The organism is Streptomyces sp. NBC_01288 (assembly GCF_035982055.1).
In the GTDB taxonomy this organism is placed as follows: Bacteria; Actinomycetota; Actinomycetes; order Streptomycetales; family Streptomycetaceae; genus Streptomyces.
Genome location: NZ_CP108427.1, coordinates 6,417,913 through 6,442,994, shown reverse-complemented (window position 1 = coordinate 6,442,994; position 25,082 = coordinate 6,417,913). Strand labels below are relative to the sequence as shown.

The 25,082-nt window shown below is 69.2% G+C and carries 16 protein-coding genes and 1 pseudogene; 8 read left to right on the top strand and 9 right to left on the bottom strand.

Annotated features, from left to right (window positions below; translation table 11 throughout):
• The first annotated feature begins 113 nt into the window (after nt 1-113).
• The 5 genes from OG194_RS29060 to OG194_RS29040 all read left to right on the top strand — a co-directional run bounded on the left by OG194_RS29060 (nt 114) and on the right by OG194_RS29040 (nt 12,155).
• On the top strand, nt 114-323 hold the full coding sequence (locus OG194_RS29060; protein ID WP_327403725.1) for a hypothetical protein: 210 nt from the start codon (nt 114-116) through the stop codon (nt 321-323).
• A gap of 63 nt (nt 324-386) precedes the next feature.
• Entirely contained in the window at nt 387-5,144 is a 4,758-nt protein-coding gene (locus tag OG194_RS29055) for a DEAD/DEAH box helicase (RefSeq protein WP_327403724.1), read from the top strand.
• Complete coding sequence (locus OG194_RS29050) at nt 5,141-7,045, top strand: UvrD-helicase domain-containing protein (RefSeq protein WP_327403723.1); 1,905 nt, start codon at nt 5,141-5,143, stop codon at nt 7,043-7,045. Before OG194_RS29055 ends, OG194_RS29050 begins: the two co-directional genes overlap by 4 nt.
• Nucleotides 7,042-10,296 (top strand): helicase-related protein, encoded by a 3,255-nt coding sequence (locus tag OG194_RS29045; RefSeq protein ID WP_327403722.1) that lies wholly within the window; start codon nt 7,042-7,044, stop codon nt 10,294-10,296. Before OG194_RS29050 ends, OG194_RS29045 begins: the two co-directional genes overlap by 4 nt.
• Nucleotides 10,293-12,155, top strand: a complete 1,863-nt coding sequence (locus OG194_RS29040; RefSeq protein WP_327403721.1) for a DUF1998 domain-containing protein — start codon at nt 10,293-10,295, stop codon at nt 12,153-12,155. Before OG194_RS29045 ends, OG194_RS29040 begins: the two co-directional genes overlap by 4 nt.
• Before the next feature lie 127 nt (nt 12,156-12,282).
• On the opposite strand, the gene OG194_RS29035 is transcribed toward OG194_RS29040, so the two are convergent.
• On the bottom strand, nt 12,283-12,885 hold the full coding sequence (locus OG194_RS29035; RefSeq protein ID WP_327403720.1) for a nitroreductase family protein: 603 nt from the start codon (nt 12,883-12,885) through the stop codon (nt 12,283-12,285).
• Nucleotides 12,886-13,604: 719 nt separating this feature from the next.
• On the opposite strand from OG194_RS29035, the gene OG194_RS29030 reads away from it, so the two are divergent.
• A complete protein-coding gene (locus tag OG194_RS29030; protein ID WP_327403719.1) occupies nt 13,605-14,456 on the top strand; it encodes a hypothetical protein in 852 nt (283 codons plus the stop codon).
• A 103-nt stretch (nt 14,457-14,559) separates the two neighbouring features.
• On the opposite strand, the gene OG194_RS29025 is transcribed toward OG194_RS29030, so the two are convergent.
• Genes OG194_RS29025 through OG194_RS29015 form a run of 3 tightly spaced genes read right to left on the bottom strand, consistent with a single transcriptional unit; the run spans nt 14,560 to nt 16,713 of the window.
• Nucleotides 14,560-14,913: a hypothetical protein gene (locus OG194_RS29025; protein ID WP_327403718.1), complete on the bottom strand. Its 354-nt coding sequence runs from the start codon at nt 14,911-14,913 to the stop codon at nt 14,560-14,562.
• Nucleotides 14,910-16,247 carry a hypothetical protein gene (locus OG194_RS29020; protein ID WP_327403717.1) on the bottom strand — a complete coding sequence of 446 codons (1,338 nt, stop codon included), beginning with the start codon at nt 16,245-16,247 and terminating at the stop codon, nt 14,910-14,912. The genes OG194_RS29025 and OG194_RS29020 overlap by 4 nt, the downstream gene beginning before the upstream one ends.
• A gap of 4 nt (nt 16,248-16,251) precedes the next feature.
• Nucleotides 16,252-16,713: a hypothetical protein gene (locus OG194_RS29015; protein ID WP_327403716.1), complete on the bottom strand. Its 462-nt coding sequence runs from the start codon at nt 16,711-16,713 to the stop codon at nt 16,252-16,254.
• A 367-nt stretch (nt 16,714-17,080) separates the two neighbouring features.
• Here OG194_RS29015 and OG194_RS29010 point away from each other — a divergent pair.
• Nucleotides 17,081-18,007: pseudogene (locus OG194_RS29010) on the top strand (hydrolase); the annotation flags it as partial.
• A gap of 92 nt (nt 18,008-18,099) precedes the next feature.
• On the opposite strand, the gene OG194_RS29005 reads toward OG194_RS29010, so the two are convergent.
• Together OG194_RS29005 and OG194_RS29000 are read right to left on the bottom strand one after the other, a co-directional pair.
• A complete protein-coding gene (locus OG194_RS29005; RefSeq protein ID WP_327403715.1) occupies nt 18,100-19,467 on the bottom strand; it encodes a HupE/UreJ family protein in 1,368 nt (455 codons plus the stop codon).
• Nucleotides 19,464-20,723 carry a DUF3500 domain-containing protein gene (locus OG194_RS29000; protein ID WP_327403714.1) on the bottom strand — a complete coding sequence of 420 codons (1,260 nt, stop codon included), beginning with the start codon at nt 20,721-20,723 and terminating at the stop codon, nt 19,464-19,466. Before OG194_RS29000 ends, OG194_RS29005 begins: the two co-directional genes overlap by 4 nt.
• 293 nt (nt 20,724-21,016) lie before the next feature.
• Here OG194_RS29000 and OG194_RS28995 point away from each other — a divergent pair, with 293 nt between their 5' ends.
• Nucleotides 21,017-21,319, top strand: a complete 303-nt coding sequence (locus OG194_RS28995) for a hypothetical protein (RefSeq protein WP_327403713.1) — start codon at nt 21,017-21,019, stop codon at nt 21,317-21,319.
• A gap of 267 nt (nt 21,320-21,586) precedes the next feature.
• Here OG194_RS28995 and OG194_RS28990 read toward each other — a convergent pair whose 3' ends face one another.
• The 3 genes from OG194_RS28990 to OG194_RS28980 all read right to left on the bottom strand — a co-directional run bounded on the left by OG194_RS28990 (nt 21,587) and on the right by OG194_RS28980 (nt 25,043).
• A complete protein-coding gene (locus OG194_RS28990; RefSeq protein WP_327403712.1) occupies nt 21,587-22,015 on the bottom strand; it encodes a hypothetical protein in 429 nt (142 codons plus the stop codon).
• Nucleotides 22,016-22,077: 62 nt separating this feature from the next.
• Nucleotides 22,078-23,625 carry an MFS transporter gene (locus OG194_RS28985; RefSeq protein ID WP_327403711.1) on the bottom strand — a complete coding sequence of 516 codons (1,548 nt, stop codon included), beginning with the start codon at nt 23,623-23,625 and terminating at the stop codon, nt 22,078-22,080.
• A gap of 65 nt (nt 23,626-23,690) precedes the next feature.
• Nucleotides 23,691-25,043 (bottom strand): DUF445 domain-containing protein, encoded by a 1,353-nt coding sequence (locus OG194_RS28980; protein WP_327403710.1) that lies wholly within the window; start codon nt 25,041-25,043, stop codon nt 23,691-23,693.
• Nucleotides 25,044-25,082 lie beyond the last annotated feature (39 nt).

Here is a 25,082-nt window from a genome sequence, read left to right as displayed (position 1 = left end):
GTTGATGGATCTGCCATCTCGCCCGGAACTCGCCACAAGAGATTCCGACGCGGCTGGCGACAGCCATGCCTTTTACACACTCCAGAGTCGAAAGAAACCGGGGGAAGCACACCATGGAAGAGCCTTCCGAGGACGACGAGGAGTCGTCGTCCTACCCGCCTCCGCACTCGCAGCGCGAGCTGGGTGCCGTGCTCCTGGAGCTGGCGGCGGCGCCCACCGTCGCGGACAGGAAGCGCATCTTCGACAAGACCGGAATGACGGTCGAGGAATTCGGCGAGCACTTCGGTCCCTACGGGTTCGGACTCGCCGACTTTACCGACTGATGGCCTTGACCGGGTCCCGTGCTCTCCCTCACCGTCTCTTTCGACTTCAGGAGTCGAGAAACAATGTCAGTCGCCACGTCATCGGTCGTTCGTACCGTTCTCGAACAGTCTTCCCGTGTATTGCAGACCTACGAGGTCGACCCCGGCCTCATTCCGGAACACGCCAACAGTGAGCGGCGGATCACCCAGGGTGGCTACGGTGATCGTCAGCTCTTCGAGCTCGTGCAGAACGCGGCCGACGAGATCGCCGACGAGCCGGGGGGCTCCACCCAGGTCGTCCTGACCGACACGCATCTCTACTGCGCCAACGAGGGCGCCCCGGTGACCCCCGAGGGCGCCGAGACCATTCTCCGCATGAGCATGTCGCGCAAGCGCGGTGGCCAGATCGGTCGCTTCGGCGTGGGCGTGAAGTCGGTCCTGGTCGTCACCGACACCCCGCAGTTCTTCAGCAGTACGGGGTGTTTCGGGTTCGACCGCGAGTGGGCGTACGAGCGGATCCGGTCGGTTTCCGGTGTGGAGGAGCACCTGGGCGCCGGCTTCGAAGCGCCGGTGCTCCGCATGGCACGCCCCCTCGACATGGCCGGCGAGCGCGCCCAGGACCCCGTCCTCGACGAACTCCTCGGTTGGGCCACCACAGTCGTCCGCCTGCCGTTGCTCCCCGGCGCCCCCGACAAGTTGGCCCAGGACATGCACGGCGGACGGACGACCGCCGGCTCCGCCCGTGAGGAGTTCCCGCTCGGCTTCCAGCTCTTCTCCCCTCATGTGGCGAGGGTCGTCCTGGAGGACCGCCGGCCGCGCCCGCTCGCCCGCCGTGTGCTGACCACCGAGCAGACCGATGACCTGCACACGGTGGTCGAGGAGCGGACGGGGAAGCCCACCACCACCGGCCGCTGGCGGGTCTTCACCGCCGCGCACGAGCCCGGCCCGGCGGCGCGGGCCGACGCCGGCGAGCTGCACGACCGTCTTTCACTCGCCCTCTCCTGGGCGGTGCCGGCACTGGAGAAGGACCCGGAGAGCGGCCTGTACCTCAGCCAGAAGGCGCGTGGTCGGGGCCGCTTCTGGTCCTTCTTCCCGACCAAGTACGAGATGTCCCTGAGCGGCATCCTCAACGGAGCCTGGAAGACGAACGAGGACCGACAGAACCTGCTCGACTCCTCGCCTTTCAACCAGGAGATGATCCGGGTGTCGGCGGCACTGGTGGTCGACTCCCTCCCCGGGCTGGCTCCCGTCGAGGACCCCGCCGCGTACCTCCCCCTGCTGCCCGGCCGTGTGAAGGAGTCGATCAGTTGGGCCGACGAGTTCCTGACGCGGGAGATCTGGGCGCGAACGGCGGTCCGTCCTTCGCTGCCGGACCAGGAAGGGGTGTTGCGCGTTCCGACCGAACTGCGGGTCCACCCGCGTCTCGACAAGGACCTCAAGCGCCTCTCCAACTGGCTGCGGATGTGGCACGAGTGCCCCGGTCGTCCCACGGACTGGCTGCACCCCGGCGTCGAGGCGGACGCACTGCGGTCCGGGAAGGTCGAGCACATCCTGGGCGCGGCCGGACACGGGCGGACCGAGGTCCGTGAGTGGCTGGAGGCACTCGTCGCGTGCGGCACCGCCGAGGCGTCGGCGGTGGCGATCCGCATCCTCGCGGACATGGTCGAGATCGGTTCCCCTTACGCCCAGGAAGCCCGCAAGGCACACATCGTGCTCACCGAGGAGCACGGCCTCGTCGCCCCCGTGCCCGGCCGGGTGTTCCGCCGGGCCGACGAGGGTGGACTGCGCGAGTCCCTGGTGTACGTCGTCGGGGAGATCGCCCATGATCCGTCGCTGACCCACGCGCTCAATGTCCTCGGCATCCGTGAGGCGGATGTCGAGGGCCGGTTCATCAGCGTCCTCGACCAGGGCTTCGACGGCTATGGGGACGCCCAGTGGGAGCGGTTCTGGGAGCTGTTCCGCCAGGCAGGTGGGCGTCGACTGGCGCACAAGGTGCTGGAGCGGGTGGCCGATCCGCGCGAGACACTGCGCGTGCGAACCATGGACGGAAGGTTCCGGCCGGTGCGCGACTGCATGCTGCCGGGCGCGGTGGTCGACGCGCGACGGGACCCGGGCATCGCCGTCGACAAGGCGTTCCACTCGGACGACTTCTCGTTCTTCGCGGAGATCGGCCTGCGGGAGCGGCCCTCGACGGCGGTACGGCCGGAGGGCGAGGCCTGGTTCGAGGAGTACCGGCAAGCGGTCCACTCCGCCTATCTGCGCGGGTTGGACGAGCGCGCGCCCCGGCCTTCCCTCACCAGGATGAAGGTGGAGGGCTCCGCGATCGGCGGCCCGCTGCATCTGTTCCCGTCACTGTCCGAGGAGTCCCGCGCCGCCTTCCTCAAGGCGCTGCCGGACGACGCCGTGGTGGACAACTGGACGCGTCAGATCGGTACGCAGACGAGCACCCGGCAGGCCGTGGAGTCGCCGATCCGTTGGATGCTCAGAAGGTACGGGCGCGTCGCCACCTCCCAGGGGATCAAGCCGCTGAGGGAAGCCGTCGGGCCGCAACTGGCCGCCTACCGCGACGTGTTGCCGGTCGCCGACATCTCCCCGGAGAAGGCCCGCAAGCTGCGGCTGCCGATCACGGTCGACGAGGTCCCGGCCGACCGTTGGAACACGCTCCTCTCGGAGGTGTCCCGGAGCGAGGACGACACCTTCGTCGGCGCCACCTACGTGATGCTGACCCGGTTCGGCGCGGACTTCCCCGAGGACTCCCTGACCCGCTGCCGGATCGGCGACACCTGGGGCACCCGTGCCGACGACGAGATCACCGTCGCGGTCGGCGCCGCCGAGTACCGGGCGCTGCGTGCCGAGCAGCTTCCCGCACTGCTCGTGGCGAGGCCCCAGGACGCCGAGCTGATGGTCGACAAGTGGGGCATGCTCCGCTACGCGGACGTGATCAGCAGAGAGACCCGGGAAGTCCCGGACGGCGATCCGGTGCCTCTGCTGGAGCTGTACCCCGCGCTGCGCCAGCGGCTGAACAGCACCGCCCGGAACAGCCTCGTGCAGCGATGCACCGAGCTGGAGGAGGTGACCCGTACGCCGAACGGCACGCAGCCCACCCCTCTGGACGCGGTGCGCCAGGGCAGCACGGTCAAGGTCCGCGTCCCGCTCGACGCCGAGCCCATGCTGCGGTTGATCGACCGCGAGCTGGAACTCGGGCTCGGTGCGGACGGCTGCCGGGCGGTACTGGAGCACCAGGAGCGCATCGCCCGGGACAGCCGGACGAAGGCGGCGCTCAAGGCCGTACGCGACGCCGAGGACGTGGTCACCAAGATCGAGCTGCTGATCGGCGCGGAGTCCCTGCGGTCCGGGCTGCCCGAAGGGTTGATGGAGGCCGAGCTGGAGGAGACCGACGGTGCGGAGGCGTCCGGGCACCGGATCGCGCAGATGGCCTTCAACGCACACGGCGACGGAGTGCTCCAGCAGCACGCCCGGGACATCCAGGCCACGTTCCCCAACGCGCCGGTCGCCTACGGCGGTTCATCGGCCGCCGTCGCCTTCGTGTCGGAGCTGCGGCTGCCCGTTTCCTTCGCCGGTTCCCGGACTCCGTCCCCGCCCGCCTTCGAGACCGTGGACGGCCCTCGGGACTTCCCCCGGCTGCACGCCTACCAGGAGGATCTGGTCCGCAACGTCACCACTCTGCTCGACCGGCTGGCCCCGCAGCGCGGCATGCTGTCATTGCCCACCGGCGCCGGGAAGACCCGGGTCACCGCCGAGGCCGTGATCCGTTGGGTGAAGCGGGTGGGTGATCTGGAGGGCCCGCTTCTGTGGATCGCGCAGACCGAGGAGTTGTGCGAACAGGCCGTGCAGAGCTGGAAGTTCGTGTGGAGCAAGGTGGGCGCGGAACGGCCGCTCACCATCAGCCGGTTGTGGGGCAGCAACGAGGTGGGTGACGTCGTCGACCACCCGCACCTCGTCGTCGCCACGGATGCCAAGCTGGAGCGCTGCCTGGACACCGACTCGTACGCGTGGCTGCGTGCGGCGGTACTCGTGATCGTGGACGAGGCGCACACCGCCGTCTCGAAGCGGTACACCGGGATTCTCGGGCAGTTGGGCCTCACCCAGTACACGACCGAGCGGCATCTGCTCGGTCTCACCGCCACTCCGTTCCGCAACACCAACGAGGAGGAGACCAGCCGTCTGGTCAGCCGCTTCGGCAACCGGCGGCTCGACGAGGGCGTCTTCCCGTCCGGAGACCCGTACCGGGATCTCCAGGAATGGGGGATGCTCGCGCAGGTCGAGCACCGCACGCTGGAAGGCGGTCGGATCGAGCTGACCCGGGACGAGAAGGCGCAGGCCGACCGGATGGCGACGCTCTCCCGAGCCGCCGAGCAGCGTCTCGCCGACGACCACGCGCGCAGCCGGCGCATCGTCGACGAGGTGGCGTCCCTCCCGGAGAACTCGCCGACCCTGCTCTTCGCCACCTCGGTGGATCATGCCAAGTACCTCGCGGCCAGGCTGAACGACCGGGGTGTCACGGCCGCCGCCGTGGACTCGACCACCAGCGCCCAGGACCGCCGCCGACGGATCGAGGACTTCCGTTCGGGACGTATCCAGGTGCTCACCAACTACGGTGTCCTCACCCAGGGCTTCGACGCCCCCGCCACCAGGGTCGTGGTGGTGGCCCGCCCGGTCTACAGCACCAACGTCTACCAGCAGATGATCGGTCGTGGCCTGCGCGGTCCCGGGAACGGCGGCAAGGACACCTGCCTGATCCTGAACGTCAGCGACAACATCGCGAACTTCGACACCCGGCTCGCCTTCACCCAGTTCGAGCATCTCTGGAGCCGGACGTGACCGACGCCTACCTCGACAGCCCCTCGCTCACCGACGAGCAGCGGGCCGTGGTCGAGCAGCCCTGGGACGCACGCGTCCTGGTCACCGCCGGGGCCGGGGCCGGAAAGACGCACACACTGGTGCGCCGGCTCGACGCGCTGTGCGGTCACGAGGACCCCGACCAGGCGTTGGAGGCCGCCGAGATCCTGGTGCTCACCTTCTCCCGGGCCGCCGCCCGCGAGCTGCGCGAACGCATCGCCCGACACGGCGAACGGGCCCGCCGGGTGCGCGCCCAGACCTTCGACGCCTGGGCGTACGGGGTGCTCCTCCAGGCTTATCCGGACGAGGAGTGGGCCGGGGTCGGTTTCGACGAGCGGATCGGCGCCGCGACCCGGGCGATCGAGAACGGGGCGCTGGAGGCCGGCGATGCCGTCCCGCCCGCGCATGTCGTGATCGACGAGGTGCAGGACCTGTTGGGCAGACGCCGAGAGCTGGTGGAGGCCCTTCTCGACCGGTACCAGGAGAGCTGCGGCTTCACCGTTGTCGGCGACGCCGCCCAGTCCGTCTACGGCTTCCAGATCGAGGACCCGACCGAACGCGCCGCCGAGACCGGTCGGTTCTTCGACTGGTTGCGCTGCTCGTACCCCGACGATCTCGTGGAACTGCACCTCACGCGGAACTTCCGGGCCGTCACCCCCGAGGCCCGGATCGCGCTGGCCCACGGCCCCCTGCTCCAGCAGATCACCGACGCGGACGAGGCGGCGACGTACTACGAGGAACTGCGTGACCTGCTGATGGCTCCGGCCAACGGGATGGGTGAGCTCACCGATCCGTTCGTCCTGGCCGGGTTGCGGAGCCTCTCCGACACCTGCGCGATCCTCACCCGCGACAACCGCCAGGCCCTGGTGATCTCCGGACTGCTCCACGAGCACGGTGTCGAGCACCGGCTGCGGCGCCCCCTCGAAGAGCGGCCGGTGCCGTACTGGGTGGCGGAGTTGTTGCGCCGCACCGAGGCGACCGGCCTCACCGAGGACCGGTTCCGGTCCCTGCTCGCGAGGATCCCGCTGCCGTACGAACCCAATGCGAGCGCCCTGTGGACGGTACTGCGTCGGGTCGCACGCGGGCCCGGGGGCGCCGTGCTCGATCTGGAGCGGCTGCGCCGCTCGGTCGCCGACGGCAGGTTCCCCGACGAGGCGGCCGACCCGGAGACCACGCGGATCGTCGTCTCCACGGTGCACCGCGCCAAGGGCCTGGAGTTCGACCGGGTGATCGTCCTGACCCCACCGACCGTCGCCGAACTGTACGGACAGCACAAGGAAGAGTCGGACCTCCCGGCCGAGGCCCGCGCCCTCTACGTGGCGATGACACGCGCCCGCCAGGACCTGTACCACATGGACTCTCCCGAACTGCCGATCGTCAAGAGGGCAGGCGGCAGGCGGAACGGCCGTCGGTACGTCGGAGGGTGGCGGCCGTACGACAGGTTCGGGATCGTCGCCGAGGCGGGTGACGTCGACCGGGACAGTCCGCCCGGTCACGCGACCGCCGCCGTGGCCACCCAGACGTATCTCCTGGATCAGGTCGGTCCCGGGGCCGACCTGGTGCTGCGCAGGCGCCACGACCTGCCGATGGGCGAGTTCCAGAGTCCGCCGTACGCCCTGGTGCACGAGGGGCGGGAGGTCGGTGAGGCGTCGGAACGGTTCCGCGAAGAGCTGTTCCAGGTGCAGAAGGTGAACCGGACCTGGGATCCGTGGTGGCCCGACGAGATCCACGGCATCCGGGTCGACACCCTGGAGACCGTGACGGGCAGCAGTGCCGCCGGCGCCAACGCCGGACTCGGGGACCGAGGCGTGTGGATCGTCCCCCGGATCACCGGCATCGGAACGTACCGACGGGCCGAGAACAACGAGGAGCAGAGCGCATGACAGACGGAGCGGGTCAGCACTCCGAGCACTATCGGGTCCGGGACGACGAGTTGTTGGTGGGGCTCCGCCGTGAGCTCCTCGGTCCCGCTCCGGACGCGGCGGCGGACGACCGGGACGAAGTCCTCACCCAGGACGCACCGATCGATCGCTATCTCACCGGCGTCCTCTACCCGCGGTCGGCGAACGCGACGGCGGAGCAGCGGATCCGTGAGGACGAGGCCGAACAGGACGGCCTCGACATCGCCCCGCTGCGCACCGGTGACAGCGTCGAGGAGTCCGGTACCGCGCAGGAGGTGGGTGCTGCGGGGTCCCGTCGCCCCTCGTCGATGGGCCTCACCTTCGCGGTCGCCCCGGCCATAGGCGAGGCGATCGTGGTCTCGGCGCGCGCGGCCGTCTACCAGCCCACCGATGAGGAGGGCCGGCCGATCCCGGCCCGCCGTGCCGAGGCTCGCACCACCTCCGACCAGCGGGAGCGGTGGCGGCGCAAGGAGCTCTCCCTGCCGGACACCACGATCGACGTGACCAGGCCCGATCCGGACAGGAGGGTCGACCTCGGCACCGGGGCCGAGCTGCGCGTCAACGTACGACGCCCCGACCGCGGCACCGGTACGGTCACGATCACGATCACGCTGGTCAACACCCACGAGGTCGACGAGCGAGAGCTGCAGGACGCGTCCGCGCTGTTCCAGTGCGGACTCACGGTTCGCGCGACCAACGGCTCCACCGCGTTCGTGGAACGCCCCGCACCGGCCGCCGCGCACGATCCCGAGGTCGCCACCAGCCGGCTGCTGCACCGCCACGCCCCTACCTTCGCCGTCGGTCACGGCTGCGCCGCCGAATGGGACTGGACGCCGCCGCCGATCGGCATGACGGACACCGTCCTGGCCGCGGTCACCCAGGTGCGGAGCGAGTTCGTGCCCACCGTCGAGGTGCTGCTCACCGACTCCAACCCGGAGATCGACAGCTCCGCCCTGTCCATGATCGGCCTTGCGGAGCGCTCCGACGCAGAGGTCCTGGCCGCCCTGGCCGCACTCGCCGACGGCTATGAACGCTGGATCGAGCGCAAGGAGACCGAGGCGGGCGCGCTGGCGGGCGACCCGTACGAGAGGCCCGCGCTGGGTCAGGTGGCGGCCTGCCGTGAGGCGCTCGGCCGTGTACGCGAGGGCATCGACCTGCTGGGAGCGAAGCCAGATCTGATGCGGGCGTTCCGGTTCGCCAATCGCGCCATGGCCGACCAGCGCGCCCGCAGCGACTGGGTGAAGGACGGTCGAAGCGGTCGCCCCGACCTGGCAAAGGGTCGTTGGCGCCCCTTCCAGATCGCGTTCCTGTTGCTCTGCCTGGCAGGCATCGACGACCCCGAGCACCGTGATCGCGGCATCTCCGACCTGCTGTGGTTCCCCACCGGCGGTGGCAAGACCGAGGCGTACCTCGGCCTGATCGCCCTCACCTCCTTCCTCCGACGCATCCGCAAGGGCTCGGCCGGCGGTGGCGTCACTGTGCTCATGCGCTACACCCTGAGGCTCCTCACGCTCCAGCAGTTCGAGCGTGCGGCGATCCTGCTCTGCGCCATGGAGTGCATGCGTCGAGGCACGCCCGAGTTGGGCCACGAGGAGTTCTCCATCGGCATGTGGGTGGGCCGTTCGGCCACGCCCAACACCCTGGAGGAGGCCGAGAACAAGCTCGCCGAACTCCACGGGAATCTCGACAGACGCCTCGCCACCGAGAACCCCGTCCAGTTGCACGCCTGCCCCTGGTGCGGAACCCGCCTCGACGCACGCGCCTATGAGGTCGACAAGGACGCCGTACGGATGCGCGTCCGTTGCCCCGGTACCGGTTGCGACTTCGCGGACGGTCTGCCGGTCCACCTGGTGGACGAGACGGTGTACGACGCCCGGCCGACGCTGGTGATCGCCACCGTCGACAAGTTCGCGTCGATGCCTTGGCGCCCGGCCACCGCCGCGCTCTTCAACCGTGACGACCCGCACGACCGTACTCCGCCCCCGGAACTGATCGTCCAGGACGAACTCCACCTGATCTCGGGCCCGTTGGGCACACTCACCGGGCTCTACGAGACCGCCGTGGACGCGCTCGCCGACCGCCCCAAGGTGATCGCCTCCACGGCGACCATCCGTCGCGCCGCCGACCAGGGCCGCCGGCTCTTCGCCCGCGAGGTGCGCCAGTTCCCGCCCGCCGGTCTGGACTCCCGCGATTCCTGGTTCGCCGTGGAGACCCCACGCGAGGAGAAGGCGAGCCGCCGCTACGTCGGCCTCCTGACCCCCGGCACCAGCCAGTCCACCCTCCTGATCCGTACCTACGCCACCCTGCTGCACCGGGCCGGGCAGGCACGGACCACGGACGAGGTGCGCGACGCGTACTGGAGCCTCGTCGGTTACTTCAACAGCCTCCGGCTGCTGTCCGCCGCCGAACTCCAGGTCCACGACGACGTGGTGGCCTACCTCGAACTGCTCGCCGAGCGTGAGGGAGTGGCGGTGCGCTCCATCGCCAACTACTCGGAGCTGACGAGCCGGATCGACGCCAGCGAGATCCCCGCCCGTCTCAAGGGCATCGAGAAGAAGCTCCCCGACGAGGACACCGTGGACGTCCTCCTCGCCACCAACATGATCGCGGTGGGCGTCGACGTGGACCGACTCGGCCTCATGGCCGTGATGGGTCAGCCGCAGACCACCGCCGAGTACATCCAGGCCACCAGCCGTGTCGGCCGTGCCCGTCCCGGACTGGTCGCCGTCATGCTCAACGCGACCCGTTCCAGGGACCGCTCCCACTACGAGAACTTCCTGCACTTCCATTCCGCCCTCTACCGCGAGGTCGAATCCACCTCCGTCACTCCGTTCTCCGCCAGGGCCCGTGAGCGAGGCCTGCACGCGGTGATCGTGGCCCTGGCCCGCATCCTCATCCCGGCTGCCCGCCCCAACGAGGCGGCGGGCCGGGTCGACTCCTACGAACACCTTCTCCGCGAGGACATCAGACCCGTTCTCCTGGAGCGTGTCCGTGCCGTCACGGACGAAGAGGCCGACGCGGTGGCCCGTGCCTTCGACGAGTTCGTCGAGTGGTGGTGCGACGAGGCCGACACACACGGCGGCCTGCTCTTCGAGCCCCGCAGGGGAAGTCGTACCCCCTCGCTCCTGAAGTCGTACGACGACGAGTCCGAGGACGCCGAGGCCTGGCGCACCCTGTGGAGCCTGCGCGACGTCGACGCCGAGTCCGCCCTGTTCATGGAGGCATCCCGATGACCCCGCCCCCCGCGCGCCGCCGCCGGGCCGGCGCGGACCGCTCCGCACCCGCCCGCAACCTGCTCCGCCGCGGTTCGGTCCGTCGCGCCCAGGCGATCACCACGTACGGTGTCGGCTCGCTCGTGGCCGTCGACCAGGAGTCCTTCATCGTCTCCGGCCTCGACGGGGCGGACGAACACTGGAGCCTCGACGAGTCCCCCCGGATCCACGAGCGGCGCCTCGCCCGTCTCCTGGGCGTCCAGCACTTCCGACTGCCGCCCGCGTCGGACGACTCGAGCAGGGACGGCCTCCGGGTCCGCCGGTTCCCCCTCATGCATTCCTGCCCCGAGTGCGACGACCTGCGCCGGCACCGTGACTTCAATCCGCCGCCCGGTCGGAGCATCTGCGGCACATGTGAAGTCGACCTCGTCCCCTCCCGTTTCGTGATCGCCTGCGAGGCGGGGCACCTCGACGAGTTCCCCTACTGGCACTGGGTCCATCGCGCCGCCGGTCGCGGCACCACGGCCGCCGGGCAGTGCGGCGGAACCCTCAAGCTGCGCTCCACCGGCCGGAGTTCCTCGCTCCGCTCGATCCTCGTCTCCTGCACGTGCGGAGTACCCGAGGTCTCGATGGAGGGCTCCTTCCGCAAGCGTGCCCTCAAGGATCTGGGACTCCGCTGCCGTGGCACCCGTCCCTGGCTCGGCACGTCCGTTCCCGCCCATACCTGTTCTCTGACCCCGCGCACCCTCCAGCGCGGTTCCTCGACCGTGTGGCAGCCCGTGTTGAAGTCGGCTCTCTCCATCCCGCCGTGGAGCGACGGCCGCGCCGATCCGCTGGCCGAGCACTGGGACAGACTGCGTCGGCTCAACAGCCGCGAGGAAGTGGAGATGATCCTCAACTACGTGTTCGAGGGCGGGAGTCCGGTCCCGATCGACGAGGTGATGGCGCTCCTCGACGCGGAACGGGAGGAGGACCCGAACGGAGAGGACACTCCCACCTTCGACCACCGCTACAGCGCTCTGCGCAACAAGGAGTACGAGCGCCTCCGCTCGGGAAACGACGAGCGCGAGCATTCCCGCAACGAACAGTTCATCTGCGAGACCCCGCTCGGCGACTCGACCGCGCTCCACCCGCTCGGTGTCACGGGCCCGATGCTCGTCAAGAAACTCCGCGAGGTGCGCGCGCTCAAGGCGTTCACCCGCCTCACCGACCCCGACTCCACGACCGAGTCCAACGAGGTCCCGCTCTCCGACTCCGACATGCGGTGGCTCCCCGCCATGGAGGTGCACGGCGAGGGAGTGTTCCTGCGCCTGGACGAGGACCGCCTCGGCTCATGGGAGAAGGCTCCTGCCGTGGCAGCCCGGGTCGAGAGGATGCGCGGCGCCCACCAGAGGACCTTGGACCAACGCGCCGCGGATGCGAGCCGCGTCGCCCCCTCCCCCGCCACTCCCCGCATGGTGCTGCTGCACACCCTGGCCCATGTCCTCATCAACGAGTGGAGCCTGGAGGCCGGCTATCCGGCCGCCGCCCTGCGGGAGCGCCTGTACGCCACCGACGACATGGCGGGGATCCTCGTCTACACCGCGACGAGCGACTCAGCGGGCAGCCTCGGTGGACTCGTCGCCCAGGGCGAACCGGACAGCCTCGCCCGAACCCTCCACTCGGCCGTGCGCCGCGCCTCGTGGTGTTCCTCCGACCCGCTCTGCGTCGAGTCCGAGGCGTCCGGCACCGGCGGCACCAACCTCGCCGCCTGCCACGCCTGTGTGATGCTCCCCGAGACGAGCTGCGAGCACAACAACATCCTGCTGGACCGTGCGCTGCTCGTCGGGACCCCGGAAGATCCTCACCTGGGCTTCTTCGCGGACGTACTGGAACAGTGACACCCGGCCGACCGCGGAGTCACCGGGTCGGGAACGGGGCCGCAGTCGCCGCTCCGTTCCCGGTCCCCGACTCTGCTCACGGCTCGTGCCGCGAGCTTCCGTCGCCTCGAAGCGGTGACCCCCGCGCTCAGGCGTGCCGCCCCCACTGCCCCCGGTGAACAACATCCCCCACGCCCCGCCGCCGCTCCGCGACCCGCCCGCTCTGCTCGGGAACGTCCTCCGCCCGGTACCCCACCGTGATCCCGCCGATCGGGTCGTACTCGTCCGGAATCCCGAACTCCGCCCGGAACGGCTCCAGATGCTCCGGCATGATGCCGAAGAAGCACGCGCCGAGCCCCTCGTCGACCGCGGTCAGGAGCATCAGCAGGGAGGCCATTCCTGTGTCGATGTACCAGTACGGGGCGGGCCAGCGGGCCTCGGCTCGGTCCTCCCAGCCCTTGTCGGGTTCGGCGTAGCGCGCCAGGTAGGCAGCTTTGTGGGCCAGGGGCACCACGACCAGCGGGGCGTCCTGCATGGTCGGGGTGTTCTCGACCCGGGTGGGGACGAACGGCCAGAAGCGGGCGCGGTCGGCCGGGTCGGTCAGGGCGAGAAACGCCCAGCCCTGGGAGAAGCCGGCCGAGGGGGCTCGTAGCGCGGAGGCGAGGATGCGTTCGATCACCTCCGGGGTCAGCGGCTTGTCGGAGTAGTGACGGATCATGCGTCGCCGGCGGACCACCTCGGAGAATTCCATGCTGGCAGATCTTGCCATGAACTCCCGCCGCGGCTCGTGGTGTTGGGGCGCCTCTCAGCCGTGGACGACGTGCGATGCGCAGTGGAATCCGAGAACGTCGGCCACTTCATATCGCCCGTTTCCGGGTGAAGGTCAGAGCTCCGGAGCCGGCAACGTCAGCCGAAGCACCGCCGCGACCGCCAGCCCCGCCGGAGCTGCGTACCACCACCTGCGGACCCATTCCCCCCTGACGAACACCCAACTCAGCCCCGCTGTAACGGCCGTGAGCGCCAGGGCGGAGCCGGCCGCGAAGTTCGAGTGGGCGACCGTCTCCCTGTCCCAGGGGCCCGCGGGGTCAGCCGTGTGTGCCAGGAGTGCCAGGTATGCCGTCACCAGGTGGCCCAGGGCTGGTCACCGCAGGGCCTCCTTGGCATCGTCCAGTTTGCGGTCGAGGCCGCGACCGTAAGCCTGGGCGGCGGGGTCCCGTCGGCGGGGTCGGGTCGTCTGGTCCGGCAGGGCATCACCGACGCCGGTGAACCGGCCTTCACCGCAAGGAATTCGATGCCCTCAGCGGTACGGCGAGCCTGGTCGATACCAACTCCCAAGCCCCACTGGTCCGTTACGCACTTATTGCACAAGAGATCTTCACCATTTCCGACCTGGGTCCATATCATGCGGAGATCAACAGGCCCGGCCAAGGCGACACTTGGGCGGGCCTCTCGGGTTCCCGTGGGGGTTTCATGCGTATACGTGTTGCGGCTGCCGCCGTCGTTTCCGGTGCCGTCGTACTTTCCGCGCTCGCGCTTCCGGTGGCCGCCCAGGCGGCGGAGCGTCCGGGTGCGGCGGCGGGGCTGACTTCCTTCGCCGCCAAGGCAGTTCAGCCCAGAGACTCCTCGGGCAACACAAAGTTCTCGCACGCTGTCATCAACGGCGGCAAGGACATCGTCCTCGGTACCACCGGCACGAAGTCCGTCGCCGTGACGTACACCGCGACGGACGCGAGCGGTGTCGCCCTCACCGAGGCGTTCCTGTGGCAGGGGACCGACAGTTCGACCACGGACGGCATCACCGGCGGGCTGGGGACGGACGACGACCCCAACTGCACGGAGACGGCGACCCAGGGCACGTACACCTGCAAGGCCGTCTTCAACATCCACCCCGCCACCGACATGAAGGACAACGGCGCGGCCGGGACCTGGAAGCTGTTCCTGGGGGCCTGGGACCTGTACGCGAACGCCAGTTACAACGACGACGTCGCCACCGCCTCGATCAAGAAGGCCGCCACGCTGACCGCCAACGCAACGCCCGAGCCGGTCAAGAAGGGCAAGACCATCACGGTCACGGGCAAGTTGGCGCGCGCGAACTGGTCGACGGGCAAGTACGCGGGGTACGTGTCCCAGCCCGTGAAGCTGCAGTTCCGTAAGAAGAGCAGCAGCACCTACACCACCCTCAAGACGGTCAAGACCAACAGCACCGGCGTCCTGAAGACCACCACCAAGGCCACGGTCGACGGTTACTACCGCTACGTCTTCGCCGGCACCGCCACCACCGCCGCGGCGACAGCGCCCGGCGACTTCGTCGACGTCCGGTAGACGGCGGTTCGGCAGCACCACACGTCAGCACCACACGCAGTACTCCGGTGCCGGGCCGTCCTCCATCACGGCGCCCGGCACCCCCTTTTTCCGAACCGACCGGTCAGAGCTCCGGAGCCAGCAACGTCAGCCGAAGCACCGCCGCGACCGCCAGCCCCGCCGGAACCGCGTACCACCACCCGCGCACCCATCCCGCCTTGACGAACACCCAACTCAGCCCCGCCGCAACCGCCGTGAGCACCAGGGCGGTGCCCGCCGCGAAGTTCGAGTGGGCGACCGTCTCGCTGTCCCAGGGGCCCGCGGGGTCGGCCGCGTAGGCCAGGAGCGTCAGGTAGGCCGTCACCAGGTGGCCCAGGGTGAGGACGAGGGCGCAGAGCGCGGACGCGATGCGGGTGCGCGGGGGGCGGGGCGCCCGTACGTCCGCGTGAGGGGTCGGGGGGCGGACAGGGCTGGTCACTTCAGGGCCTCCTTGGCGTCGTCCAGTTTGCGATCGAAGCCGCGACCGTAGGCCTGGGCGGCGGGGTCCTCATAGTAGGGACCGCCGTTGTAGCGAGCGGCCAGCTCCTGTAGCTGTGCTCGGGTCATCCGGTCCGGCGGGACATCCGCGAAGCCGCTCTCCGCCTTGAGCTGGGCCAGGTACTCCGAGGAGATGAAGATGTTCTTGGCCGGGTCCTTGATCGAATCCACCACGACGTCCCGCTGCATGTCGGTGAGGTGGTTCGGGTCGTAGCCGAGGACCTCGGCGGCACGGCGGACCTGGATGGACATGGGCCCCATCGAGGTGCGGTCGGGGTCCTCGCTGAAGGGGAGGACCTTGCGGCCCTCGTAGGCCAGGTCGTCGAGGACGCCCGGATCGCCCTCGACCTCCTGCCAGGCGATGCCGGCGACCATCTCGGGCGGCAGGCCCGCGTCCTGGGCGGCGGCCTTGATGACGGCGCTGTTGGCCGAGATGTACTGGCGGCGGCTCTCGTCGGAGTTCGACGGCAGCCAGTAGTTGTTGCCCTCGGCGCCCGGCAGGCCGTCTATGCGGGTCTGGATGCGGGACAGCGTCTCGTTGATCACGACGTTCCCGCCCATGGTGGGGATCGAGTCCACCTTCGGCCCGGCGCCCGGGAGTTGGGCGTACGGGTTGTCGCTCGCCTGGCGGGCTTCGGCCTGCAACGGGCCGAGGTTCTTGAGGAACTGGCCCGGGTCCGCGATGGGGCTCTGGAAGTCGGGAAGGGAACGGTTGGCGGCCTTGATGTCCGCGACGCAGGCCTCGCGCGCCTCGGACTCCACGCGCAGGGCGTCGCCGTAGTGGCCGCCGGCCTGGTTGTAGTAGCGCTCGGCGTCCTCGCGGATCGCGTCGACGTCGACCGTCAGTTCCGCGAACCAGTCCATGACGCCCGTGGTGGCCCGGAGGTCCTCCCACTGCCTCATGGGCTCCGCCGCGCGGGCGGTCGGGGTGACGGCGGTGGCCTCCCGGGACATCACCTCGGACAGTTTGCCTTCGCTGACTTTGCCGCTCTTGTAGTGGCTCTTGGCCGTGGTGACCGCGTCCGCATACGTCGTGAGAGCGTTCCCCACTCTGCGGAAGGCTTCCGACAGGGCGTCGGTGAGATCCTTGGCCTCGCTCAGCCGCTTCGCGTACAGCTCGCGGGCGTCGCTCCGCCACTCCACCTTCACCGCCTTGCGGAAGGCGTCGTCGGTCGTGTCGATCAGCTTGTGCAAACGCGTGAACTCGGCGGCGCCGCGACCGATGAGTGCCGGGTTCGCGTCCTCCAGGAACTCGACGTCCTCACGGTGGGCCACGGGATCACCGGTTCCCTGGTTCGGTGTAACGGCCCGCCACCAGAACGGAGTTCAGCTGCCCGCGTACGTCGCCGTCGTACTGCGTGTACGTGTTGTTCGCGGACCTCAGCTTGCCCGACAGCGCCGCCAGCAGGACGACCGCGTCCGTGTACTGGTCCTGGGCGAACCGGGCGAACGCCTCGACGTTCGAGGCCACGTCCGGGTGGGATCGGGGCACCCGGGCCATCGTGGCGTTCTCCCCGTCCATGCGTCCCTCGTACAGGACTCCCGCGATCTCGATGAGCAGATGCGAACTCCCGTCGACCGAGCCCGCGTTGACGGAGAACCCGTCCGCGCCACCACCGGCCGGACCAGTGGACGAGCCACCCGGGTCGGCAGGCAACTGGTTCAACCGCATCCGCGCCGACGGCTGTTGCCGCGCCAGCGCGTCCGCCTTGAGCCGGGCCCATTCCTCGTCCCACGACACGCTTCCCGTCCCCCGTTCAGCCGTGACATCGCGCGAGCACACACACCTCGCCCCTCCAAGTCTGCCACGAACAGGTCAAGGACGATCAAGAGTTGACCAAAGGAAGTCACCAAAAGGTCCCCGAGTAAGAGATCTACGTGAACCGCCGAGACCCCCTCCCGGCACCCCCGATCCTCTGTGTACCGTCCTCCCGTGTGTCGATCGGTGATCACTCAACTACCGTTCTACGCGCGAAGATTCACCGCAGTCAGCGACATCCGCACCACTCGCAACACCACAGCACCCGCACCCCTGTTCACTCCACCCCCCACTGATGGAATCCCCCCACTCCACGGAGGTTCACCGGATGCTCGGCCTTGGCAAGTCCATGACACGCACCTTCGCTTCACGCCATCGGTTCACCACCGCCCTCACCGTCCTCGGCATGCTCGCCACGGGCGCAGCCGTACAGGCGGCCACCGTCACCCGCGCGCACGCGGCCACCACGCACCGCGTCCTGTTCGACGACGGCCACGCCGAGGAGGCGGGCAACGCGGACTGGATCATCTCCACCAGCAAGCCCGACCCGCTGTCCCAGGACTCCTCGCCCTCCTCCGACAAGGACTGGACCGGGGCGCTCTCCTCCTGGGGCATCGCCCTTCAGAAGACCGGCGACTACAGCCTCAAGACCGCGACCAGCGCGCTCACTTACGGGGGTTCGTCGGCGACCGACCTGTCGAACTTCGACACGCTCGTGCTGCCCGAGCCGAACATCAAGTTCACGACCGCCGAGAAGACCGCCATCATGAACTTCGTGAAGGCCGGCGGCGGGCTGTTCATGATCTCCGACCACACCGGGTCCGACCGCAACAACGACGGCTACGACGCGGTCCAGATCCTCAACGACCTGATGACGAACAACAGCGTCGACTCGACCGACCCGTTCGGCCTCTCCATCGACTCGCTGAACATCAGCTCCGGCTACCCGGCCGCCATCAGCGACAGCAGCAACGCCGTGCTGCACGGCTCCTTCGGCACCGTCACCAAGAGCCTCATCGCCAACGGCACCACGGCCACGATCAAGCCCGCCGACAACTCCGCCGCCAAGGGGCTGCTGTACCGCTCCGGTTACTCCGGGTACACCGGCGCCTTCTTCGCCACCAGCACCTTCGGCAGCGGCAAGGTCGCGTTCTGGGGCGACAGTTCACCGATCGACGACGGCACCGGCCAGTCCGGCAACACCCTCTACGACGGCTGGAACGACACCGGCGCCACCAACGCCGCCCTCGCCCTCAACGCCACGGAGTGGCTGTCTTCGTGACCCACTGATCGCGATCGCGTACAGAGCAGGGTAGTTGGGTGCGGGTCCGGGGAGTCCGCTTCCCCGGACCCGCACCCACTGTCTGCCTACGGAAGTGTGGAGAGCGCCAACTCCGGTACCTCGCGCCCACGTTGGCGAACAACCAACGTCCACCCACCAGCCGCGACCGCCGCCACCACAAGCACCGTCAGCATCCCGGTCGTATGGGATCCCGCACTGTCGGCCGCCCTGGCCACCGGGTTGGGCAGTCCCACTCGATCCGCGAGCCAACCGACAGCGGCCGTAGCCGTGATCACCGCACCGCCCACCCGCAACGCAGGCTGCACCCGCAACCGTGCGAGGACCAGCAGCGACGGCAACGCCAGGCAGACCAAAAGCAGTTGGACCAGTTCGATGCCCAGGTTGAAGGCCAGGAGGCTGGTCGCCAACTGCCCTGTGGACAGGTGCATTTCGGCGAGGACGAACGAGAACGCCATGCCGTGGCCCAGGCCGAAGACGCCCGCCACGATCGCTTCCTTGCCGGGGAACAGCGGGCGGATCGCGTGGACCGCGCCCACAAGGATGCTGGCCGCGATGAACGCCTCGACCGGTCGGCCGGGAATCTCCAAGCGGGTGAGGGCGGTTGCCGCCAGGGCGACGGAGTGGCCGACCGTGAAGGCCAGCGTGATGAGGCCGATACGCGACAGCGCCGCACGCGGACCCGCCAGGCCCTTCCAGCGTCCGCCGGCCGCCAACAGCGGTGCGGGCAGCAGCAGGATGAGCAGGAACAGCAGGTGGTCGGTGCCGGTGAGGATGTGGTTGCCGCCCAGTTCGAGCATCGCGACGAAGCCACGCCAGGCGCTGCCCTCGCCGAGGTCGACGACCAGCGGCGGAACCTTCATGTGCCGGACGTCGAGGCGGACGGTGCCCACCTGAGTCGCGCCGTCACCCTCGACCCGACCCGCGGCCCAGTCCTGACGAACCGACACCAGCGTTACGTGCGTGACCACTTGGTGCACGATCACGTCGTAGTCGAGGGTGAAGTGCCGTACGTCCGCTCCCGTCGGCGGGGTGAGTACGGCCTTCGCGATCAGCTCGCGGTACGGGCCGGTGGAGGTCTGTTCGGTGCGGCTGAGGCTCAGCGTGCCGATGGTGACCTGCCAGGCCTCGCCTTTGAGGGTGGTCGGGTGGATGTGCCGGGCGAGGTAGGCGCGGATCGCAACGGCCTTGGTGGGAAGGTCAGTTGACTTGATCGTGTTGAGATCGATGCCGCTCGCCCGGGAGAAGTCGTCGACCGGCAGCGCCAGCCGCGCGGTCACCGAGGCCTGGTACACGTCGAGTTGGACCACAGAGTGCGGCATCGGGTGCGCGGCGGCCGGCGACGCTCCGAGCAGGAGCGTCGCCGGTACCGCGATCGCGATCCCGGCCACCAGGCGAAGCAGCGCTGTGGTCAGCCAAGTTCGCGGTCGGGTCATGAGAAGGTGAACTCGCTGCCGTAGTCGCGGGTGTGGTCGCGGTACACGGTGTGGTAGTGGACCTTGCCCTGGAAGACGAGGCCGTTCTGGCAGACGAACTCGATCCAGACGCCGGGGCCGTCGATGCGGACGTAGTCGCCCTGGGTGTCCAGCGCGGTGCCGCCGGAGTAGCCGACGTAGGTCTGGTTCAGCTCGTGCTCGTACGTCTTCATGAGCTTCTTCGCGGTGGCGTCGTCCACGTTGGCGATCCAGGGGTGGATGGCCTTGAGGACCAGCTGCTTCTGCTTCGGTGACAGCGAGCTGGCCTTGATGCCTTCCTTGGTCGCCGGGAACTGGCCGTCCTGGCCCGGCCCGAGGAGTACATCACTGAACGACTCGGTCAGCTTCGCGCTGGCCAGCTGCTCCGTGCTCAGACTGCCGGTCAGCGCGAGCATGCCGTTGCGCTGCGCCTCCAGGGGCGAGTACGTGGTGCCGTCGTCGGCGGTCCAACTGCTCGGCTCGACCCCGACGAAGAACGGGCTGGCGCCTGCCACCTTCCCCTTCTTGTAGGTCTCGTTCACGGCGAGGTGGTGACCGCCGAAGTGCAGCTGCCAGGTGCCGTCCACCGAGGGGGTGCCAAGGAACGCCAGGAAGTAGACGCCGCTGCCGTAGCCGCCCATTCCACCGCCGGCGCCGCCGGACGGCGGGGTGCCGGTCGGAACGTCCGTCGGGGCGTCGGTGGCCGTCGCGGACGGGTCGGCGGAGGCCGTGCTCGACGCGGTGTCGGACGGCGCCGGGCCCGCGGAGCTGGTGGCCTGTGCGGCGTTGAGCACGTCGTCGGCCTTGATGATCTGCGTGATCTGGTCGTACCCGGTGCCCTTGCCGGTGCCCGTGGCGAGCTTCACCACCTTCATGGCGGCGGCGAGTTGAGTGTCCGTCAGGGAACCCAGCTGGATGCCGGGACGGCAGGTCGAGCCGCACGGGAGGTTCGACCACGCGGTGGCGTTCGCCTGCGAGAAGTCCAGCAGCACCTCCGCCTGCTGATCGGCGTCCAGCGTGTTCAGGAACGCGTTGGCCGCGCTGACCACGGCGCCGACGCCGGTGGCCTTCTTGTCGACCGGACGCTTGACGCCCGCGGCCGATTTACTCGCCTGAGTGTCCGTCGAGGCATTGGCCACGGCGAAACCACCACCGACCAGCACAACCGCCGTAACCGCTCCGGCTATTCCACGCCAGGTCCGTCTCGTACGCACGAGACGGGTTCTTTCTCTACTCACGGACCACTCCTTCAATTCCAGAAAGATGTCCCAGCCGCATGGGCAGCACCCATCGCCGCTCGTCAGCGGTCGCAGGCAGGGGTGAGACACGCAGGGGGCGGCGCCGGTCGGCCGCTCGCGCGATCGTTGACAAGATTATCGACGTTCTTACCTGAATCTCAATGGATGGTCACGTAGGTAAAATAAGTTTCAGGTTGCACAGCAATGCGACATGAATTCAGAGAATTCACTCAGGCATTTGCCAGGCTGTTCTTATCGCCTGAATAGGATGACCTGCTACCAGGAGGTACGTCATGACCAAGGTCCCCAGCGCGGTGATCGCCGCGAGCGGGCTTGTCGGTGGGTACGGCGTGGCCCGCTGGACCAGGAAGCGGCAACTCGGCGGAGTCGTACTGGCCGTGGCCGGAGCAACTGCCGCACAGCAGTGGCGCCAGCAGGCCGGCGGCAAGGCAGCCGGTGCACTCACGGTCGCCTACGTCGCCGCGTTCGCCGGTTCCCACCCGCTGGCCAAGAAGATCGGCGCCTGGCCCTCCGTCTTCGGGGTCGCCGCCGCCGTAGCCCTCGCATCCTGGGCGGTAGCCGACCGCCACGCGTGACGACCGTCGCCCGCGTACGGCGGCAAGGCGACGTGTCGGGGGGTGTCCGCCCGCAGCGGTTGGCGCGTCAATCACGCCCGAGCCGATAACCAACAGCCCCCGCGCCAATCCGAGGACGGACACCCCCCGGCGCGGCGCCGACCCCCAACGCACCACAGGCGACCCACAACGCACCCGCACCCAGCCACAAAGCCGCACCCCCAACCACCCAGGGGCGCGGGGAACGGCGCGACCAGCCCGACACAACCCGCACCCGACAACGGCTCCTCACGATCGATGGGCAGCCGCGCACAGCACACCGTCCGCCGAATCCTCCCCGCCGCGCGGCCGGAAACAGCGTCCCACCGTCGCCGCGATCAACGCCCCCGCCGCGATCACCAACGTCGCGAACGCCCAAGCCAGCGGCTGCTCCGCCTCGAACGACACGTACATCTCCACCGCCGGCGGCACCGCCACCACCAGCAACGGCCAGGCCAGATCGTCCCGGTAACCGAAGTAGCCCGCAAGAAAAACCAGGATCACCGCGAGCGCCACCCCACCACCACCGGACACCCCGCCCGCCACCGACACCGGCACCGATCCCGACGGAACACAGACGACGTACGCCACCGTCGCCACCCCCGCACCGAGCATCCGGGTCAGCCAGCGTTCCGGCCAGGGGCGCGTCCGCAGGGGGCTCAGCAGCTTCTCGGTCATGTGTACGAGGGTTCCTCCGCCGCCGGGGTCGCGACAGAGTACGAGTACTCAGATCCCCAGGGTCACGGGGACGCCGGCGCGACTTTCGCATCAACCGCCGTCAACGGCGTAGCCACATCCTCCAGCGACCGCCCCTCCGCCCGCACCGCCAGCACCGCCGCCACCAGCCCCGCCGCACACATCAACCCCGCCCCGATCTGGAACGCGAGCACCGTGTCCCCGACCTTCCCCGTCCCCGTGAGATCCGCGAAGAGCAACGGTCCGCTGATCCCACCCGCCGCCGTACCCAGCGCGTAGAAGAAGGCGATCGACATCGCCCGGGTCTCCATCGGGAAGATCTCCGACACCGTCAGATACGCACTGGACGCGCCCGCCGACGCGAAGAACAGGACCGCGCACCAGCACGCCGTCATCGTGGTCGCGCTCAGCGAACCCCGGTCGAACAACCAGGCCGTGCCGAACAGCAACAGCCCCGACAGCAGGTACGTCGACGAGATCATCACCCGGCGCCCGACCGTGTCGAAGAGCCTGCCCAGCAGCAGCGGGCCCAGGAAGTTACCGACCGCGATGACCGCGAAGTAGTAACCGGTGTTGCCCGTAGGCACGTTGAAGAACTTCGTCAGGATCGCGCCGAAGCCGAAGGTGATCGCGTTGTAGAGGAACGCCTGTCCGATGAAGAGCGAGAAACCGAGCGTCGCCCGCTTCGGATAGTCGCGGAAGATCGTGCGGGCGATCTCCCCGAACGAGACACTCTTGCGCTGATGGATGGTGATCTCGCCCTCGGCAGGCGGCAGTTCACAGCCCCGCTCCGTCTCGATCCGGCGCTCGATCGACGTCACCACCTCGTCCGCCTCCCGATCCCGCCCGTGGATCAGCAGCCAGCGCGGGCTCTCCGGCACATGCCGTCGCACGAGAAGAATGACCAGCGCGAGCACGGCGCCCAGCGCGAAGGTCAGCCGCCAACCCACGTCCGCCGCGAAGATGTTGGTGTTCAGCGCGACGATCGACAACAACGAACCACCCACCGCGCCCACCCAGAAGCTGCCGTTGATGATCAGATCCACGCGGCCTCGGCAGTACGCCGGGATCAACTCATCGATCGCCGAGTTGATCGCCGCGTACTCGCCGCCGATCCCGAACCCCGTGAGGAATCGGAACGTGAAGAACCACCAGGTGGAGAAGGAGGCCGCGGTCAGAGCAGTCGCCGCCAAATACACCACCAGCGTGATCATGAAGAGTTTCTTACGACCGTAGAGGTCGGTGAGGTGCCCCCAGAACAGGGCGCCCACGCACGCGCCCGCCACATACAGCGCCGCCGCGATACCCGTGACCTGCCCGGAGCTGATCGGCAGCCCGCTGCCCGGCTCGGAGAGGCGGCTCGCGATGTTGCCGACGACCGTGACCTCCAGGCCGTCGAGGATCCACACGGTGCCCAGGCCGATGACGATCGTCCAGTGCCAGCGGGACCACGGAAGGCGGTCGAGCCGGGCGGGGATGGACGAGGTGACCGTCCGGCCCCCACCCCCGGCCGGAGTCTCGGCACTCGCACCCTCGCCCTCGCCCTCACCCGCACTCGCGCTCGCGCTCGCGCCCTCACTCGCACTGGCCATCGGGGTTCCTCCTCGTCGAGCGAACCCCCTCCGGGTGCCCCCGAAAATCGCCCCCTACACCCCGCCTACACCCCCACCAGCCGAGTCACCGTATAGATCAACAAGCCCACCAACGACCCCACCACCGTGCCATTGATCCGGATGAACTGCAGATCACGCCCGATGTTCGCCTCGATCTTCCGGGTCGTGTGCTCCGCGTCCCAGCCCGCCACCGTGTCCGTGATCAGCGAGGTGATCTCCTTGCGGTAGGTCGTCACGACGTACACCGCCGCGCCCTCGACCCAGCCGTCGACCTTCTCCTGGAGCTTCGGCTCCACGGCCATCCGCGCGCCCAGCGACAGCAGCGAGGCCCGCACCCGCAGCCGTAGCTCACTGCGCTCGTCCTCGGCGGCCGACACGATCATCGAGCGTACGGACGTCCACGCGCTGGCGATCAGGTCCTGGACCTCACCGCGGCCGAGGACCTCGCCCTTGAGGCGCTCCACGCGCGCGCGGGTCTCCGTGTCGGACTGGAGGTCGGCGGCGAAGTCGCCGAGGAAGCGGTCCAGGGCGCCGCGGGCCGGGTGGGAGGGCATGTCGCGCATCTCGGTGACGAAGCGGAGGAGTTCTTTGTAGACGCGCTCGCCGATGCGCTTGTCGACGAATCTGGGGGTCCAGCCGGGGGCGCCGCCCTCGACCGCGTCCATGACCTGCTCGTCGTGCAGGACGAGCCAGTCGTGCGCGCGGGCCACGATCAGGTCCACGACCCGCTTGTGACCGCCGTCGGCGACGATCCTCTCCAGCGTCTTCCCGATGCCGGGCGCGATCTCCTGGGCGTCGGCCCGCCGGGTGATCGCCTCGCCGACGATCGCCTGGACGTCGGAGTCCCGCAGGACGGTGAGCGCGCCCCGCAGCGCCGCCGACAGTTCCGCCGTCACGCGGTCCGCGTGGTCCGGGTCCGCCAGCCAGGCGCCGAGACGGCTGCCGATGCCGACCGCGCGCAGGCGTTGCCGTACGACCTCCTCGGAGAGGAAGTTCTCGCCGACGAACTCGCCCAGGGAGACGCCCAGTTGATCCTTCTTGGTGGGGATGATCGCGGTGTGCGGGATGGGCAGGCCCAGCGGGTGGCGGAAGAGGGCGGTGACCGCGAACCAGTCGGCCATCGCGCCGACCATGCCCGCCTCGGCCGCCGCGGCGACATAGCCCGTCCAGGGGCCCGCGCCCGCATGCGACGCCCATTTCGCGAGCACGTAGACGACGGCCACGAAGAGCAACAGGGCGAGCGCCGTCAGTTTCATCCGGCGGACGCCGCGCTGTCGCTCCTGGTCGGCCGCGCTGAACGTGGTCATCGTGCGGCGGGACCCGTCACTCTCGGTCGCCGCCCCCAACCCCGCCTCTGTCCGTTCCATCCGCTCCACCCGTTCGCCGGTACCGTGCATATTGTCCCTTCCTGACCGACTCCCGGAACGGAACAGGAG

Bases quoted from the DNA above. Each gene is read 5' to 3' on its own strand.
- OG194_RS29060 (WP_327403725.1), top strand. From the start codon at position 114: ATGGAAGAGCCTTCCGAGGACGACGAGGAGTCGTCGTCCTACCCGCCT.
- OG194_RS29055 (WP_327403724.1), top strand. From the start codon at position 387: ATGTCAGTCGCCACGTCATCGGTCGTTCGTACCGTTCTCGAACAGTCT.
- OG194_RS29045 (WP_327403722.1), top strand. From the start codon at position 7,042: ATGACAGACGGAGCGGGTCAGCACTCCGAGCACTATCGGGTCCGGGAC.
- OG194_RS29040 (WP_327403721.1), top strand. From the start codon at position 10,293: ATGACCCCGCCCCCCGCGCGCCGCCGCCGGGCCGGCGCGGACCGCTCC.
- OG194_RS29035 (WP_327403720.1), bottom strand. From the start codon at position 12,885: ATGGAATTCTCCGAGGTGGTCCGCCGGCGACGCATGATCCGTCACTAC.
- OG194_RS29030 (WP_327403719.1), top strand. From the start codon at position 13,605: ATGCGTATACGTGTTGCGGCTGCCGCCGTCGTTTCCGGTGCCGTCGTA.
- OG194_RS29005 (WP_327403715.1), bottom strand. From the start codon at position 19,467: ATGACCCGACCGCGAACTTGGCTGACCACAGCGCTGCTTCGCCTGGTG.
- OG194_RS28995 (WP_327403713.1), top strand. From the start codon at position 21,017: ATGACCAAGGTCCCCAGCGCGGTGATCGCCGCGAGCGGGCTTGTCGGT.
- OG194_RS28990 (WP_327403712.1), bottom strand. From the start codon at position 22,015: ATGACCGAGAAGCTGCTGAGCCCCCTGCGGACGCGCCCCTGGCCGGAA.
- OG194_RS28985 (WP_327403711.1), bottom strand. From the start codon at position 23,625: ATGGCCAGTGCGAGTGAGGGCGCGAGCGCGAGCGCGAGTGCGGGTGAG.
- OG194_RS28980 (WP_327403710.1), bottom strand. From the start codon at position 25,043: ATGCACGGTACCGGCGAACGGGTGGAGCGGATGGAACGGACAGAGGCG.